The organism is Microbacterium sp. A20, assembly GCF_004794515.1.
GTDB lineage: Bacteria > Actinomycetota > Actinomycetes > Actinomycetales > Microbacteriaceae > Microbacterium.
In genome coordinates this window covers 211,724-226,757 of sequence record NZ_SSDF01000091.1, presented here as the reverse complement: position 1 = coordinate 226,757, position 15,034 = coordinate 211,724, and the positions used below count along the sequence as shown (strand labels likewise).

The window sequence follows — 15,034 nt, the reverse complement described above, 5'->3', positions numbered from 1 at the left end:
TCTAAACTACCAACGGTGCGGCATGCGGGGTCGCGGAGAGGAACACATGAGCGCGGAGCAGCACGCCATCCAGACCGTCGAGCGACTTCTCGAGGTCCTCGATCTCGACGCGACTCAGGCCCGCACGACGGAGGACATCTTCACCGGTTCCTCGCACCCGATGCCGAGTGGCCGCATCTACGGCGGCCAGGTGCTCGCCCAGGCTCTGCTCGCGGCGGAACGGACGCTCCCGGAGGACCGCGCGGTGCACTCGATGCACGGGTACTTCCTGCGCCCAGGAGACGCGAGCCAGGGAATCACGATCGCCGTCGATCGGATCCACGACGGCCGATCGTTCTCGACGCGGCGGACACAGGCCTACCAGAACGGTGTGCCGATCTTCTCGATGATCGCCTCGTTCCAGGATGCCGATCCCGGCGTGGAGCATGCCCAGCCGATGCCGGCGGGAATTCCCGATCCGGACGACCTCACCCCGGATGAGGAGCGTGTGCACGGCCTGCCAGAAGGCACGACGCGGATGCTCAGCGAACGGGCTGCCGATGTGCGACACGTCGACTCTCCGATGTATCTGCCCAGCGACGATGCGCACGTACCGCGCCAGGCTGTGTGGATGCGACTGCGTGCGCCGCTCCCCGACGACCAGCGCCTGCACAGGGCGGCTCTCGCCTACCTGAGCGACATGACGATCCAGGAGTCGATCCTCCGGGCGCACGGCGTCTACTGGGCGCTCCCCGGCTTGAAGGTCGCGAGCCTCGACCATGCGATGTGGTGGCATCGACCCGCGCGCGTGGATGAGTGGCTGCTCTACGTCCAGGAGTCGCCGAATGCGCGCGGAGGTCGAGGCCTTGCCACCGGGCGCATCTACACGCGCGACGGCGCGCTGGTCGCGAGTGTCGCCCAGGAGATCATGATCCGCGTCCCCGAAGAGGCGCGCTAAGGACGGACGTTCATCGCGTCGTCGGCTGTAAACGCCAGATCAGCGGTGGCTGTACTCGATCGAGTCACCCACGTACGGCTCCCACGCATCGCGCATCTCCTGCGTGAGCCGGGTGGGACGCCCGGTCTGAGCATCGACCAACACGATGATCGCGGTGGACCGAGCGTAGATCTGTCGCGGCTCGGCAGCCGGATCGTTGTGCACCTCGTAGCAGACTTCGACGCTCGAGCCGCCGAGCTTGCCGAACCACATCTGCACCTCGAGAGGACGTCGCTGATAGGGCACGGGTGCGAGGTACTCGATCTCCTGGCGCGCGATGAGGGTCAGGATGCCCTCGTCGATACCGGAGTCGAGCACCGCCGTCGACGGCGCCTCCTCGCCGGGGCCGGCACGCCAGAAGGCTCTGACTCGAGCCTCCTCGAGCAGTTTCAGCATCGACGTGTTGTTGACGTGATTGAACGCATCCAGGTCACCCCAGCGGAGGTGGATCGGGATGTGCAGACGCGGCCCCGGCGAAGCGGACATCGCGGCCTCAGTCGCGCGTCAGCTTGCGGTGCGTCGAGCGGTGCGGCTTCGCGGCATCCGGTCCGAGGCGCTCGATCTTGTTCTCCTCGTACGCCTCGAAGTTGCCCTCGAACCAGTACCACTGGCCGGGATTCTCGTCGGTGCCCTCGTAAGCGAGGATGTGCGTCGCGATGCGGTCGAGGAACCACCGGTCGTGGGTGATGACCACGGCGCAACCGGGGAACTCGAGCAGAGCGTTCTCGAGCGAGCTCAGGGTCTCGACGTCGAGGTCGTTGGTCGGCTCGTCGAGGAGCAGCAGGTTGCCACCCTCCTTGAGAGTCAGCGCGAGGTTGAGACGGTTACGCTCACCACCGGAGAGCACACCGGCCTTCTTCTGCTGGTCCGGGCCCTTGAAACCAAACTTCGACACGTAAGCGCGGGACGGGATCTCGGTCTTGCCGACGGTGATGTAGTCCAGGCCGTCGGACACGACCTCCCACAGGGTCTTGTTCGGATCGATGTTGGAACGCGACTGGTCGACGTAACTGATCTTGACGGTCTCACCGATCTTCAGATCGCCGCCGTCGAGCGGCTCCAGACCCACGATCGTCTTGAAGAGCGTGGTCTTACCCACACCGTTGGGACCGATCACGCCGACGATGCCGTTCGGCGGCAGGCTGAAGCTGAGGTTATCGATCAGCACACGTCCGTCGAAGCCCTTCTGCAGCTTCTTGGCATCGATGACGATGCCACCCAGGCGCGGACCCGCGGGGATCTGGATCTCATCGAAGTCCAGCTTCCTGGTCCGCTCCGCCTCCGAAGCCATCTCCTCGTAGCGGGCGAGACGCGCCTTCGACTTGGTCTGGCGGCCCTTCGCGCTGGAACGGACCCACTCCAGCTCCTCCTTGAGGCGCTTGGCCAGCTTCGCGTCCTTCTTGCCCTGGACCTCGAGGCGTTCGCCCTTCTTCTCCAGGTAAGTCGAGTAGTTGCCCTCGTAGCCGATGAGACGGCCTCGGTCGACCTCGGCGATCCACTCGGCGACGTGGTCGAGGAAGTACCGGTCGTGGGTGATAGCGATCACGGCACCCTTGTACGCCTGCAGGTGCTGCTCGAGCCAGAGCACGCTCTCGGCGTCGAGGTGGTTGGTGGGCTCGTCGAGGAGCAGGAGGTCGGGCTTCTGCAGAAGCAGCTTCGCGAGCGCGACACGACGCTTCTCACCACCGGAGAGCGGGGCGATCGCGGCGTCGGCCGGAGGTGTGCGCAGCGCGTCCATGGCCTGATCGAGCTGCGAGTCGAGGTCCCAGCCGTCGGCGGCATCGATCTCCTCCTGCAGCGTGCCCATCTCGGCGAGCAGGGCGTCGAAGTCGGCGTCCGGCTCGGCCATCAGCAGCGAGATCTCGTTGAAACGGTCGACCTTCGGCTTGATCGCGATGCCGTCCTGGATGTTCTCGATCACCGTCTTGGACTCGTCGAGCTCCGGCTCCTGCATCAGGATGCCGACCGTGTAGCCCGGTGAGAGCTTCGCCTCGCCGTTCGACGGAGTGTCGAGACCGGCCATGATCTTGAGGATCGTCGACTTTCCGGCGCCGTTCGGACCGACCATGCCGATCTTCGCGCCGGGGAGGAACGCCATGGTGACGTCGTCGAGGATGAGCTTCTCGCCCACTGCCTTACGCGCACGCACCATCGAGTAGATGTACTCAGCCACCGAAAACCGCTCCTTCTGTTGTCGCCGAAGATCGACACTCCAGCCTACCGGCCCTTAGGTGCGTCACCAGTCGATCGGACGTGTGGTGCCGACCAGGCAGCGCCCCTCGGCGAGTTGCGGCATCACGACCGTGACGACACGTCCGGTGGACGGGCCCACTTGACCGACGAGGCACTCGTCGTCGCCCCATCGCACGGAGAACTGCAGGCTCTCAGCCGGGTTGCCCACTGTCGACTGGTCTTGTGTCACCTGCATGGCTTTCCGATCGAATCCCGCTGTGACCAGAGCGTCGATGTACGCACGCCCGGCCCCGCGCTGATCAGTTGCCCAGACGCGCTCCGCGACCGCGGTGAAGACCGGGAGGTTCTCCTCCGCAGTGCCGTCGGGCACGAGCGTCGGTTCCGCAGGAGTCGTCGTCTCGGGCGTCGGCGACGCAACAGCCGTAGGAGAGGCAGAGGGGCCGGGAGTCGGCGCGCAGGCGGAGAGCAGCAGGAGCGCGGCGATCGAAGCCGCGAGGGCACCGCCCGCGCGCGGCGACGAGAAGACCGAACGACGAAGCACACGCCGAGTCTACGTCGCCGCGCAATCGGTCCCTGCGCGCCGCCGGCGCCCCGCACACCCCGATCGGGCGCGGAGCCGGACCACCGTCAGGACATGGCACCCGCGGCCGGGCCCGGTGCGGCCCATGACAGGTCCAGCGGCTCAGAATCCTGCATCGCCTGCTCCGACCCGGCATCGTCATCCACCTCTTCCTCCGGGCTGTTCCCCTCGGCAGTCGACGTCGCATCGAGGCCCGCCGCAGCCGGACGTGACTGCGGTCGATAAGCCGTCGTGCCCCACCGAAGGTCATGTCCGATGGCATCCGCATCGATGTCGACGCTCGTGCCGTGCTTGCCGTTGCTCTCCCAGTTGCGGATCTTCAGCCGGCCGGTGACGATCACGCTGTCGCCGGTTCGCAACGATGCCTTCGCATTCTCGCCGAGGCTTCGGAACGCGGCCACCGAGAACCAGTTGGTCCCGGCATCCGTCCACTCCTGCGTGGCGGCGTCGAAACGGCGATGGGTGCTCGCGAGACGGAAGTTCGTGACCGGCACTCCTCCCCCGGTCTGACCCTGGGTCGGATCCGTGGCGACTCGTCCCACGATAGTGACCATGTCGATCATGTGCTGTCCTTTCGTCGACCGGAGCGGTACTCGTCCGGGTCGCTCCAGCCTGTCTCTCGCCGCACCCGGCCACCCACAGGAAAACCACGAAACGTGGACAGCCCTCGTGGTCGCCGTCCTGTGCAGAAAGGGCAGATCACAGTGCGTGTTGCGACGGCCACTCGAATGTCGGTGGTCGGTCATAGGTTCGAATCATGAAAGGAGTTCCGATGTCCGAAAGCTTGACCACCTCTCTCCCCGACGTCCCGTACGCGACGCCGCGGCTCTCTTCTCCCCGCGAGCACCTGGTCCGCGCAGCCGATCACCTCTGGCGGGTGCAGGATCGGCGGGAGCATGTCCTGGGCCACCTGCGCGTCGTCGCCGATCCGCTCGGGCTCCGCTATCGCGCCGAGCGTCTGCACCTCGCCACCGGGGTCTTCCGCGTCGTCGGCGAGTTCTGGCGCGTGGACGACGCGGTCGCTGCCCTTCGCTACTCCTGAGTCGGGCGCACTTCGCCCCGCCGACGGGGTGACACAGGAGCGACGTACTCGCGTCCCGTCCGGCGCAGATCCGGTAAGGGTGCCCCCGGCAGGATTCGAACCTGCGACCAAGAGATTAGAAGGCTCCTGCTCTATCCCCTGAGCTACGGAGGCGCACTCTTCTAGAGTATCGCGGACCCGACGATGCTCGCGGAACGGCGTCACGGCGGACGATGTCCAACCCGTCGATAGGATGGCGGCATGGTATCTGCGTCCGAGAACGATCGTCTCGTATGGATCGACTGCGAGATGACGGGACTCGATCTCTCGGTCGATGAGCTCGTGGAGATCGCTGTAGTCATCACCGATTTCGAGCTCAATCCCATCGACCCGGGTTTCCAGGTGGTGATCCGTCCCGGCACCGCGGCACTCGAGCACATGAACGACTTCGTGACGAAGATGCACGAGACCTCCGGCCTGATCCAGGAGATACCGCACGGCGTCTCCCTCGAAGAGGCAGAGGCGCAGACTCTGGCATATATCAAGCGGTTCGTACCGCTCGAACGCAAGGCTCCCCTCGCGGGCAACACGATCGGCACCGACCGGATGTTCCTTGCGAAGTACATGCCTCAGGTCGACCAGTGGCTGCATTACAGGAACGTCGACGTCTCCAGCATCAAGGAGCTCTCGCGCCGCTGGTACCCGCGCGTCTTCTTCCAGGCACCTCTCAAAGACGGCGGACACCGAGCGCTCGCCGACATCCTGGAGTCGATCCGCGAACTCCGTTACTACCGCGAAGCCGTCTTCGTCGACGAGCCCGGGCCGTCGAGCGACGACGCTCGCGAGATCGCCACCCGCACGGTGTCCGAGTTCACTCCGAACATGTAATAGACTCGTATGGTTGCCTGCTCCGGCGGGCACATGGTGGGTATAGCTCAGCTGGTAGAGCGCTGGCTTGTGGTGCCGGATGTCGCGGGTTCGAGTCCCGTTACTCACCCTCAGGAGGAAGGCCCGAACCGTATGGTTCGGGCCTTCTTCGCGTCCCACGGCGGACGGCCCATTCACGACGACGCCGTAGACTTGCGTGGTGTCGCTCGCGGTCTGGTTCTCCCTGCTCACCGCGTCGGTGGTCATCAGCTTCACCCCAGGAGCCGGCGCCATCAACACGATGTCGAATGCGCTGAACCAGGGCTGGAAGCGCTCGATCTGGGGAATCATCGGGCAGCAGATCGCTTTGGTCGTGCATGTGGCGATCGTCGCCGCGGGGGTCGGTCTTCTCGTCTCGCGCTCGGAGTTCCTGTTCAACGCCATCCGATACGCCGGGGCGGCCTATCTCGTGTTCCTCGGCATCCGCCTGATCCTCGCGAAACCCGCTGCCGCCCTCGATGATGCGCCGGTGCCGATCGCCGACCGAGAGAGTCACTGGTCGATGATCCGCCGAGGATTCTGGGTCAACCTCTTGAACCCGAAGGCGATCGTGTTCTTCCTGGCATTCATCCCTCAGTTCATCCGTCTCGACGAGCCTCCGGTCCCGCAGTACCTGACCCTGATCGCCACGGTGATCGTGGTCGACGTGATCGTGATGTGGGGGTTCTTCGCAGCTGCGGCCCGCCCGTTCCGGCGGTTCACACGGTCCCTGCGCGGCCAACGCATCCTCAACCTGGTGTTCGGCGTGCTGTTCATCGCCGTGGCCGGCGTGCTCGTCCTGCTGCACTGATCCGACGCGAGAGCCCGCGCGCCTCTAGGCTGGACAGGATGGACATGGATGCCGCGGCCTTCGAAGAACTGGTGATCGACGAGCTCGACCTCCTGCCCGACGACATGGTCGAGGGACTGGAGAACGTCGTGTTCGTCGTCGAAGACCGGCCCGAGGACGGAAGCCTGGACCTGCTGGGCCTCTACGACGGTCTGGCGCTCACCGAACGCACGCAATACGGGATGGGTGAGCTTCCCGACCGGATCGTGCTCTATCGCGAGCCGCATCTCGCCCAATGCGAGACCGAGCACGAGCTTCGTGACGAGATTCACACCACCCTGGTCCACGAGATCGCTCACTTCTACGGCATCGACGATGAGCAGCTGCACGAGATGGGCTGGGCATGATGCCATCTGCGGCACATCCCGAGCTCGATGAGATCGCCGACCTCAGCGCTGCACCGCTCGAACCGTGGCAGGTCGTGGTGTGGAACGACCCTGTCAACCTCATGAGCTATGTGGTCCGCGTGTTCCGGACGTACTTCGGGTACTCGCTCGACCACGCCACCGCCCTGATGCTCGCCGTCCACAACGACGGACACGCGATCGTCGCCACCGGTCCGCGCGAGACCATGGAGGTGCATGCGCAGGCGATGCACGATTACGGTCTCTGGGCCACCGTCAGGAAGGCCCCGCTGTGAGCGCCGACATCATCGTCGTGCCCATCACCGTGATCGAGGAGTTCCACCTCGCCCGGCTCGTCGAGGACTTCATCGAACTCGTCGGCGAATCACGAGGCACCGACGACCCGGCCATCGCCCGACTGACCCCGAATCCCTACCCCGAAGACTCCGACGCCGCCGCCGAGTTCACCGATGCCACGCGAGACGACCTCCTCGATCGTCGTCTCGCCGACGCGCGCATCGTCCGCGCTGCACTGGCCGAGTATTCGACCGACGTCGACTCCCTCTCCCAAGAAGAGGCGCTCGACGGGCGAGAGATACTCATCTCGATGGCGAGCCTCGACGCCTGGCTCCGAACCCTCACGGCGATCCGGCTCGTCATCGCCAGCAGACTCGGAATCACCTCTGACGACCAGAGCGGCGAAGACGGCCGTCACGACGTCTACGAGTGGGTCGGCTATCGACTCGAGCTGATCATCCAGGCCGCCGACGAGGCCGAGTCCGCCTCCAACGCCTGACCTACGGAATTTCGACGATCCGAGTGGCCAGTGCGCGAGGGTCGTCCCGGTCGATGTGACGGCGTTCCTGAGCTGCCCAGCGGTCCCAGTGCGGGCGGTACGTGTCGCCGTCCCGTTTCAGCGCCCGGGTCTTCCGCGATTCCTCCGCGGACTCGACCCAGACCCGGACGTCGGCGAGAGCGGCTGTCGACGGCCGCAGGATTCCGCTGCCCTCGATGATGACGCCGAGTGCCGGATCGACCGCGTGGCTCTCCGCCTCGGTCTCCGCCTCCCAATCCCAACGCCGCCAGGTGCCCAGGTAGCCGCGACCGTGCGGCCGCAGGATCCACTCGAGCGCACGTGCGGCCCCGTCGTCGAGCCCGTCCCACCCGGGGTAGATCGAGTCGAGGCCGATGAGCTGCACGTGACCGAGCACAGGCCAGTGCCGGACGAGTCGTGCGGCGAGGGAGGACTTCCCTGCACCGCTGCCTCCGTCGATCAGCACGACAGGGTTTGCTGCCGCAACCGCACGAACGTCGTGTTCGATCAGGGACGCGGCGCGCTCCAGAGCCGTCGCGACGGGATCGTCACTTCTTGAGGGCACGGATGATACGTACGAGAGCCCGCCCGGTCACCCAGACGAACGGCACCGCCACGAGGAGCAGTGTGACGATGTTGGGCTCGAACCGGAGACCCTCTTCTCGCCGGACGTAGACCCCGACAGGAACGGAGACGCCACCACCGCCGCCACCCTCGGCGCCGTCTCCGCTGCCCCCGCCGAATCCGGAGTAGGTGAAGGCGACGGGAGTGATGCTGACTCCGTCGACGTCCTGCGGCTCTCCGTACGCGCTCTTCACGCCGAAGGACGCTGCTTGCTTTCCGAGTTCCAGTGCGATGTTCGGCATACCTCCACGGTAGCCGAGGAACGCGGCCCGCGTGAGATCAATCCAGGCCGTGCGCCTTCGGATGCTGCGCGGCACCTCGGCCGCCTGCGCGACCGATGTGCCGTGCACGGCTGATCGTCGCCGTGCCGAAGCGCGCGACGGCCTCGTCGACGGCACCTTCGACCTTGCGCCAATCCTCGTCGTCGTCCCAGAGTCCCAAACCACCGCCACCGGCCGGGCGCAGGTTCTCGGCACGGACGCCCACGAGTCGCACCGGATCCCGGCGGTCGATCTGCTCGAACAGCGTCTGGGCGGCCTCGCCGATCCGCTGGCCGACGGCCGTGGGCTCGCTCAGTGTCTGGGATCGGCTCAGCGTTCGGAAGTCGTCGAACCGGATCTTGATGGCTACAGTCGACGTCTTCCACTGTGCGCGACGGAGCCGGGCCGCCACCCGGTCTGCGAGGCGGAGCAGCTCGGCACGGAGGAACGCGCGGTCGAGGATGTCCGTCTCGAACGTCTCTTCATGACCGATGCTCTTCTCCACGCGCTCGGTGTCGACGGCTCGGGCGTCCTGTCCCATCGCGAGCTGCGCGAGTCGGTCACTCAGGGCTGGACCCACAGCGCGTTCGATCATCTCGCGTGGAGCATCACGGACATCCTGTACCGTCCGAATGCCTCGCGCCTCCAGCGCCTCTGCGGCCTTCGGGCCGACGCCCCACATCGCACGGACCGGTCGCGGCGCGAGGAAGTCGAGCGTGTCGTGCGCCGCGACGACGAGCATGCCGTCGGGCTTGGAGACCGTCGAGGCCATCTTGGCGACGTGCTTGGTGGCAGCGACACCCACGCTGCAGGTGATTCCGACCTCGTCGAGGACCCGTTCCCGGATGAGTTCAGCGATTCGAGCGGGACTCCCCCAGAGTCGGCGCACGCCCTGCACGTCGAGGAAAGCCTCGTCGACCGACAGCGGCTCCACGAGCGGTGTGAACGACTCGAAGATCGCCATCACCTGCCTCGAGACCTCCTGATAACGGTGGAAATGAGGAGGCACGATACGGGCCGATGGGCACAGTCGGAGTGCCTGCGATACGGGCATCGCCGCACGGACGCCGTAACGGCGGGCCTCGTACGAGGCGCTCGAGACGACCGAGCGGCCGTCCGGTGCACCGATGATCAGAGGAAGCCCACGCAGGCCGGGGTCGTCGAGAACCTCGACGGCCGCGTAGAACGCGTCCATGTCGACGTGGAGAATACGCGTTCCGGTGTCGTCAGCGTCGGCTGCGGAGACGATCCGCCCCCTGCCGTCACCGTGTCCCATACGACCATTCTCCCCCGGGCCTCCGACAGAAGGCCCGGGGGCACGCGCTACTGGGCAGCGCGCTCGAGGATGAGTTCGCGGACGCGGGCGGCGTCCGCCTGACCCTTCATCGCCTTCATGACGGCTCCGATCACGGCGCCGGCCGCCTGCACCTTGCCGTCCTTGATCTTCGCCATCACGTCAGGCTGCGCCGCCAGTGCCTCGTCGATCGCCGCGATCAATGCGCCATCGTCCGACACCACGGCGAGCCCGCGAGCGTCGACGACCTCCTGCGGCGTGCCCTCGCCGGCGATGACACCCTCGAGAACCTGACGCGCAAGCTTGTCGGTGAGCGTCCCCGCGTCGACGAGCTGCTGCAGAGCGGCGACGTTCTCCGGGCTGATCAGCTCGGTGGCGTCCTTCTCCTGCGCGTTCGCGAGCCGAGAGATCTCCCCCGTCCACCACTTGCGTGCGGTGGCCGGCGTCGCGCCGGCCGCGATCGTCGCCTCGACGACCTCGAGCAGTCCGCCGTTGCGGACGTCCTGAAACTCCAAGTCGGTGAAGCCCCACTCGGTCATCAGACGGCGACGACGGGCGACCGGCTGCTCAGGGAGAGCCGCGCGCAGTTCCTCGATCAGTTCGGCGGCCGGCTCGACGGGCAGCAGGTCCGGCTCGGGGAAGTACCGGTAGTCGTCCGCATCCGACTTCGGACGACCCGGCGAGGTGGTGCCGGTGTCCTCGTGCCAGTGCCGCGTCTCCTGCGTGATCGTTCCACCGTCGGCGAGGATCTGCGCCTGCCGCTGGATCTCGTACTTCACGGCCCGCTCGACGGAGCGCATCGAGTTGACGTTCTTCGTCTCGGTGCGGGTGCCGAGCTTGTCCGTACCCCGCGGACGCAGCGAGACGTTCGCGTCGCAGCGCAGGTTGCCGCGCTCGAGCCGAGCCTCGGAGATGCCCAGTCCGCGGACGATGTCGCGGATCGCCTGCACGTACGCCTTGGCGACCTCGGGTGCGCGGTGCTCGGTGCCATAGATGATGTTCGTCACGATCTCGACGAGCGGCACTCCCGCGCGGTTGTAGTCGACCAGCGAGTACTCGGCGCCCTGGATGCGTCCGGTCGCTCCACCCATGTGGGTGAGTTTGCCGGCGTCCTCCTCCATGTGCGCGCGTTCGATCGGGATGGTGATGAGCGTCCCGTCCTCGAGCTCGACCTCGACCGACCCGTCGTACGCGATCGGCTCGTCGTACTGCGAGATCTGGTAGTTCTTGCCCAGGTCGGGGTAGAAGTAGTTCTTCCGGGCGAACCGGCTCGACTCCGCGATCGAGCAACCGAGAGCGAGGCCCAGGCTGATCGACGAGCGGATCGCGGTCTCGTTGACGACCGGCAGCGATCCGGGCAGGCCGAGGTCGACCGGCGCGATCAGCGTGTTCGGCTCGGCGGCGTGATATGCCTCGTTGGCCGGGTTCGGCGCGTCGGAGAACATCTTCGTGTTCGTGTTGAGCTCGACGTGCACCTCGAATCCGAGGACCGGCTCGAACAGATCGAGTGCCTTGTCGAAGTCCATGAGCTTGGCAGCGGCCATCAGCGGTTCCCTCCTGCGAGCTGGGGTGCGCGGGTGAGCAGCGGCGCACCCCACGAGTCGACGAGCAGCGTCTCGAGCGCGGCACCGACCTTGTAGAGGCGGGCGTCCTCGCGTGCCGGAGCGATGAACTGGATGCCGACGGGCAGGCCGTCGTCGTCCGCCAGACCGCTCGGGATGGAGATACCCGGGACGCCCGCGAGGTTCACCGGGATCGTCGTGATGTCGTTGAGATACATCTGCAGCGGGTCGTCGATCTTCTCACCGAGCTTGAACGCCGTGGTCGGGGCCGAGGGCGTGGCGATCACGTCGACCTCGGCGAACGCGTTCGCGAAGTCCTGCTGGATGAGCGTGCGGACCTTCTGCGCGCTGCCGTAGTACGCGTCGTAGTAACCGGCCGACAGCGCGTAGGTGCCGAGGATGATGCGGCGCTTGACCTCGTCGCCGAAGCCGGCGTCGCGGGTCGCGGACATGACGTCCTCGACCGTGGGGTTGCCGTCGGGCGTCACCCGCAGACCGAACCGCACCGAGTCGAACTTCGCCAGGTTACTCGATGCCTCGGCGGGAAGGATCAGGTAGTAGGCGGCAACTCCGTACTCGAAGTGCGGAGCGCCGATCTCGACGATCTCGGCCCCCTGCGCTTCCATGAGAGCGAGAGCGCTGCGGAACGAGGCCGCGACACCAGGCTGGAAGCCACTGTCCGGCAGCTCACGGATCACGCCGACCTTGAGTCCCTTGAGCACGTCGCCCCGTGCGCCCTCACGGGCGGCTTCGGCGAACGACGGCCAGGCATCACGCAAGGACGTGGAGTCCTTCGGGTCGTGGCCGCCGATGGCGTCGTGCAACAGACCGGAGTCGAGGACCGTCCGGGAGACGGGTCCGACCTGGTCGAGGCTGGAGGCGAGAGCGATCGCGCCGTAGCGGCTCACGCCGCCGTAGGTCGGCTTCACACCCACCGTGCCGGTGACGTGGGCAGGCTGACGGATCGAGCCGCCGGTGTCGGAGCCGAGCGCGAGGGGCGCTTCGAAGGCCGCGACGGCCGCAGCCGAACCGCCGCCGGAGCCGCCGGGGATCCGGTCGAGGTCCCAGGGGTTGCGAGTGGGGCCGTACGCCGAGTGCTCGGTTGACGAACCCATGGCGAACTCGTCCATGTTGGTCTTGCCGAGCGGGATGAGTCCCGCGGCACGCGAACGCGCGACGACCGTGGCGTCGTACGGAGAACGGTAGCCCTCCAGGATGCGCGAGCCGCTGGTGGTCGGCTGGTCGGTCGTGACGAGCACGTCCTTGATCGCGAGCGGCACGCCGGCGAGCGGGCCGAGGTCCTCCCCTGCGGCGCGTCGGGCATCGATCGCGGCAGCAGCCTCGAGGGCCGCCGCGTTGACGTGCAGGAAGGCGTGCACGTCGCCATCGACGGCGGCGATGCGATCGAGGTGAGCCTGCGTCGCCTCGACACTCGACACCTCGAGGGAAGCGAGCTTGGCGGCGAGATCCGCCGCGTTCAGCCGGATGATGTCGCTCACTGCTCTTCTCCCAGGATCGCGGTGACGCGGAAGCGGCCGTCGGCGGCATCCGGGGCGTTCTGGAGCACCTGCTCGTGCGTGAGCGTCTGCCCGACCACGTCGGGCCGGAAGACATTGCTCAGCGGGATCGGGTGGCTCGTCGCGACGACATCGTCGGTCGCGACCTCCGAGACCTTCGCGATGTTGTCGACGATCGCGTCGAGCTGGCCCGTGAGCCGCGACACCTCGTCGTCGTTCAGCTGGATGCGTGCGAGCACACCGAGATGGCGCACGAGTTCAGGGGTGATTTCAGACACTCCCCCAGTCTAGTTGGCGCGCTCCGAACTCCTCCGCCCCGCGAGCCACGCGACATATGCTGGGCGGGTGAGCACGTTCCTGCCCCCTCGCCCGTGGACCGCCAGCTATGCAGCAGGTGTCCCGGAAGACTTGTCTCCCGTCGACGGATCGCTCGTCGACATCGTCGCAGCTTCCGCGCGCGACTATCCGGAGGCACCCGCCCTCCAGTTCTTCGGCCGCGAGACGACCTATGCCGAGCTCCAGGCGGCGATCGACCGCGCCGCAGCAGGCCTTCGCGACCTCGGGGTCCGCGCCGGCGACCCGGTCGCCATCGTGCTGCCGAACTGCCCTCAGCACATCGTCGCGTTCTACGCCGTGCTCCGTCTCGGTGCCGTCGTCGTCGAGCACAATCCGCTCTACACGCCGCGCGAGCTGCGGAAGCAGTTCGAGGACCACGGCGCGAAGCACGCGATCGTGTGGAACAAGGTCGTCTCGACAGTGCAGGAGTTCCCGGCGGATCTGGCCGTCACCAACCTCGTCTCCGTCGACGTGACGCGTGCCATGCCGTTCCTCACCCGGTTCGCCCTCCGGCTCCCCGTCGCCAAGGCCCGCGAATCGCGTGCGGCGCTCACCGAGAAGGTGCGCGGCACCGTCGCGTGGGATTCCCTCCTGACCTCGGAGCCGATTCCCGCCTCGCATCCAGCGCCGCGCACCGACGATCTCGCGATCATCCAGTACACCTCCGGCACCACGGGAACGCCGAAGGGTGCCGCGCTCACGCACCGCAACCTGCTGGCCAACGCCGCACAGGCGCAGGCCTGGGTGCCCTCGATCCGACGCGGCAACGGATGCGTCGTCTATGCGGTCCTGCCCATGTTCCACGCATACGGGCTCACGCTGTGCTTGACCTTCGCGATGTCGATGGGCGCCAGACTCGTGCTGTTCCCCAAGTTCGACCCGGACCTGGTGCTCGACGTCGTCAAGAAGCACCCCGCGACGTTCCTGCCGCTCGTGCCGCCCATCGCGGACCGCCTCCTCGCCGCGGCGAAGAACAAGGGTGTGTCCCTCGACGGCATCGAGGTCGCGATCTCCGGAGCCATGGCACTGCCGCACGAGCTGGTCGTGCCGTTCGAGGAAGCCACCCACGGCTACCTCGTCGAGGGCTACGGGCTCAGCGAGTGCTCGCCGGTGCTGATGGCGAATCCGGTCGCGGACAACCGCGTACCCGGGACCGTCGGGCTCCCCCTGCCCGGGACCGAATGCCGCGTGGTGGATCCGGAGAACCCGAGCGAAGACGTGCCGGCGGGCTCAGCCGGAGAGCTCGTCGTCCGCGGGCCGCAGGTGTTCTCGGGATACTACGGCAAGCCCGAGGAGACCGAAGCCGCCTTCGTCGACGGGTGGTACCGCACGGGCGACATCGTCACGATCGACGACGCCGGTTTCGTGCGCATCGTCGATCGCATCAAGGAGCTCATCATCACCGGCGGCTTCAACGTGGCCCCCACCGAGGTCGAGAACGCGCTGCGTCAGCACCCGCAGGTCGCCGACGCCGCTGTGGTCGGCCTGCCGAGCGAGCACTCCGGCGAAGAGGTCGTCGCGGCCATCGTGGTCGATGCCGACACCGATGTCGACGTGGAGGCGATCCGTGACTTCGCCCGCAGCATCCTCACTCCGTACAAGGTCCCGCGACGCGTGTTCGTGGTCGACGAGCTTCCGAAGTCACTGATCGGCAAGGTGCTCCGACGCCAAGTGAAGGAGAAGCTGGTCGCGCTGAACACGGGCGCCTGAGGCCGCCTTCACAGGCACCCGGCGCCGCGGCGCGCTACCCTTGGGAA

At 66.9% G+C, this 15,034-nt stretch carries 18 protein-coding genes and 2 tRNA genes; 9 read left to right on the top strand and 11 right to left on the bottom strand.

The window, feature by feature from the left end; genetic code table 11:
- The first annotated feature begins 46 nt into the window (after positions 1-46).
- Positions 47-937, top strand: coding sequence for an acyl-CoA thioesterase II (locus tag DW298_RS18140; RefSeq protein ID WP_136043863.1), 891 nt, complete (start codon positions 47-49; stop codon positions 935-937).
- Positions 938-976: 39 nt separating this feature from the next.
- Here the strand turns inward: DW298_RS18140 and DW298_RS18135 are convergent, their stop codons facing one another.
- The 4 genes from DW298_RS18135 to DW298_RS18120 all read right to left on the bottom strand — a co-directional run bounded on the left by DW298_RS18135 (position 977) and on the right by DW298_RS18120 (position 4,312).
- Positions 977-1,462, bottom strand: a complete 486-nt coding sequence (locus DW298_RS18135; protein WP_136043862.1) for a thioesterase family protein — start codon at positions 1,460-1,462, stop codon at positions 977-979.
- 7 nt (positions 1,463-1,469) lie between these two features.
- Positions 1,470-3,149 carry an energy-dependent translational throttle protein EttA gene (ettA, locus tag DW298_RS18130; RefSeq protein ID WP_136043861.1) on the bottom strand — a complete coding sequence of 560 codons (1,680 nt, stop codon included), beginning with the start codon at positions 3,147-3,149 and terminating at the stop codon, positions 1,470-1,472.
- A 63-nt stretch (positions 3,150-3,212) separates the two neighbouring features.
- Positions 3,213-3,710, bottom strand: coding sequence for a hypothetical protein (locus DW298_RS19555; protein ID WP_205820443.1), 498 nt, complete (start codon positions 3,708-3,710; stop codon positions 3,213-3,215).
- An 86-nt stretch (positions 3,711-3,796) separates the two neighbouring features.
- Positions 3,797-4,312 (bottom strand): single-stranded DNA-binding protein, encoded by a 516-nt coding sequence (locus tag DW298_RS18120; RefSeq protein WP_240745189.1) that lies wholly within the window; start codon positions 4,310-4,312, stop codon positions 3,797-3,799.
- A gap of 209 nt (positions 4,313-4,521) precedes the next feature.
- Between DW298_RS18120 and DW298_RS18115 the strand changes: the two genes are divergently transcribed.
- Entirely contained in the window at positions 4,522-4,791 is a 270-nt protein-coding gene (locus DW298_RS18115; RefSeq protein ID WP_136043860.1) for a hypothetical protein, read from the top strand.
- Positions 4,792-4,871: 80 nt separating this feature from the next.
- Here the strand turns inward: DW298_RS18115 and DW298_RS18110 are convergent.
- Positions 4,872-4,944, bottom strand: a tRNA-Arg gene (locus DW298_RS18110).
- 87 nt (positions 4,945-5,031) lie between these two features.
- Between DW298_RS18110 and orn the strand changes: the two genes are divergently transcribed.
- The 6 genes from orn (at position 5,032) to DW298_RS18080 (ending at position 7,666) form a co-directional block, all read left to right on the top strand.
- A complete protein-coding gene (gene orn / locus DW298_RS18105; protein WP_136043859.1) occupies positions 5,032-5,658 on the top strand; it encodes an oligoribonuclease in 627 nt (208 codons plus the stop codon).
- Between the two features lie 36 nt (positions 5,659-5,694).
- Positions 5,695-5,767, top strand: a tRNA-His gene (locus tag DW298_RS18100).
- Between the two features lie 90 nt (positions 5,768-5,857).
- Positions 5,858-6,487: a LysE family transporter gene (locus DW298_RS18095; protein WP_136043858.1), complete on the top strand. Its 630-nt coding sequence runs from the start codon at positions 5,858-5,860 to the stop codon at positions 6,485-6,487.
- A gap of 38 nt (positions 6,488-6,525) precedes the next feature.
- The gene (locus DW298_RS18090; protein WP_091036179.1) at positions 6,526-6,873 is read left to right on the top strand and encodes a metallopeptidase family protein; all 348 of its coding nucleotides are present in this window, start codon (positions 6,526-6,528) and stop codon (positions 6,871-6,873) included.
- Positions 6,870-7,166: an ATP-dependent Clp protease adapter ClpS gene (gene clpS / locus DW298_RS18085; protein WP_205820441.1), complete on the top strand. Its 297-nt coding sequence runs from the start codon at positions 6,870-6,872 to the stop codon at positions 7,164-7,166. The genes DW298_RS18090 and clpS overlap by 4 nt, the downstream gene beginning before the upstream one ends.
- Positions 7,163-7,666 (top strand): DUF2017 family protein, encoded by a 504-nt coding sequence (locus DW298_RS18080; protein WP_136043856.1) that lies wholly within the window; start codon positions 7,163-7,165, stop codon positions 7,664-7,666. Before clpS ends, DW298_RS18080 begins: the two co-directional genes overlap by 4 nt.
- A gap of 1 nt (position 7,667) precedes the next feature.
- Here DW298_RS18080 and DW298_RS18075 read toward each other — a convergent pair whose 3' ends face one another.
- From DW298_RS18075 to gatC, 6 genes are read right to left on the bottom strand one after another with little or no spacing between them, the layout of a single operon-like run.
- Entirely contained in the window at positions 7,668-8,249 is a 582-nt protein-coding gene (locus DW298_RS18075) for a hypothetical protein (RefSeq protein WP_136043855.1), read from the bottom strand.
- The gene (locus DW298_RS18070) at positions 8,233-8,550 is read right to left on the bottom strand and encodes a hypothetical protein (RefSeq protein ID WP_029263459.1); all 318 of its coding nucleotides are present in this window, start codon (positions 8,548-8,550) and stop codon (positions 8,233-8,235) included. The genes DW298_RS18075 and DW298_RS18070 overlap by 17 nt, the downstream gene beginning before the upstream one ends.
- A gap of 37 nt (positions 8,551-8,587) precedes the next feature.
- Positions 8,588-9,844, bottom strand: a complete 1,257-nt coding sequence (gene dinB / locus DW298_RS18065; protein ID WP_136043854.1) for a DNA polymerase IV — start codon at positions 9,842-9,844, stop codon at positions 8,588-8,590.
- Between the two features lie 47 nt (positions 9,845-9,891).
- On the bottom strand, positions 9,892-11,406 hold the full coding sequence (gatB, locus tag DW298_RS18060; RefSeq protein WP_136043853.1) for an Asp-tRNA(Asn)/Glu-tRNA(Gln) amidotransferase subunit GatB: 1,515 nt from the start codon (positions 11,404-11,406) through the stop codon (positions 9,892-9,894).
- On the bottom strand, positions 11,406-12,923 hold the full coding sequence (gene gatA, locus DW298_RS18055; RefSeq protein WP_136043852.1) for an Asp-tRNA(Asn)/Glu-tRNA(Gln) amidotransferase subunit GatA: 1,518 nt from the start codon (positions 12,921-12,923) through the stop codon (positions 11,406-11,408). The genes gatB and gatA overlap by 1 nt, the downstream gene beginning before the upstream one ends.
- Complete coding sequence (gatC, locus tag DW298_RS18050) at positions 12,920-13,219, bottom strand: Asp-tRNA(Asn)/Glu-tRNA(Gln) amidotransferase subunit GatC (RefSeq protein WP_029263463.1); 300 nt, start codon at positions 13,217-13,219, stop codon at positions 12,920-12,922. Before gatC ends, gatA begins: the two co-directional genes overlap by 4 nt.
- Before the next feature lie 67 nt (positions 13,220-13,286).
- Here gatC and DW298_RS18045 point away from each other — a divergent pair, with 67 nt between their 5' ends.
- A complete protein-coding gene (locus DW298_RS18045; RefSeq protein ID WP_136043851.1) occupies positions 13,287-14,987 on the top strand; it encodes a long-chain-fatty-acid--CoA ligase in 1,701 nt (566 codons plus the stop codon).
- Positions 14,988-15,034: the final 47 nt, after the last annotated feature.

Coding starts and splice junctions, on each gene's coding strand:
- DW298_RS18140 (WP_136043863.1), top strand. CDS start 47: ATGAGCGCGGAGCAGCACGCCATCCAGACCGTCGAGCGACTTCTCGAG.
- DW298_RS18135 (WP_136043862.1), bottom strand. CDS start 1,462: ATGTCCGCTTCGCCGGGGCCGCGTCTGCACATCCCGATCCACCTCCGC.
- DW298_RS18120 (WP_240745189.1), bottom strand. CDS start 4,312: ATGATCGACATGGTCACTATCGTGGGACGAGTCGCCACGGATCCGACC.
- DW298_RS18115 (WP_136043860.1), top strand. CDS start 4,522: ATGTCCGAAAGCTTGACCACCTCTCTCCCCGACGTCCCGTACGCGACG.
- orn (WP_136043859.1), top strand. CDS start 5,032: ATGGTATCTGCGTCCGAGAACGATCGTCTCGTATGGATCGACTGCGAG.
- DW298_RS18090 (WP_091036179.1), top strand. CDS start 6,526: ATGGACATGGATGCCGCGGCCTTCGAAGAACTGGTGATCGACGAGCTC.
- clpS (WP_205820441.1), top strand. CDS start 6,870: ATGATGCCATCTGCGGCACATCCCGAGCTCGATGAGATCGCCGACCTC.
- DW298_RS18070 (WP_029263459.1), bottom strand. CDS start 8,550: ATGCCGAACATCGCACTGGAACTCGGAAAGCAAGCAGCGTCCTTCGGC.
- dinB (WP_136043854.1), bottom strand. CDS start 9,844: ATGGGACACGGTGACGGCAGGGGGCGGATCGTCTCCGCAGCCGACGCT.
- gatB (WP_136043853.1), bottom strand. CDS start 11,406: ATGGCCGCTGCCAAGCTCATGGACTTCGACAAGGCACTCGATCTGTTC.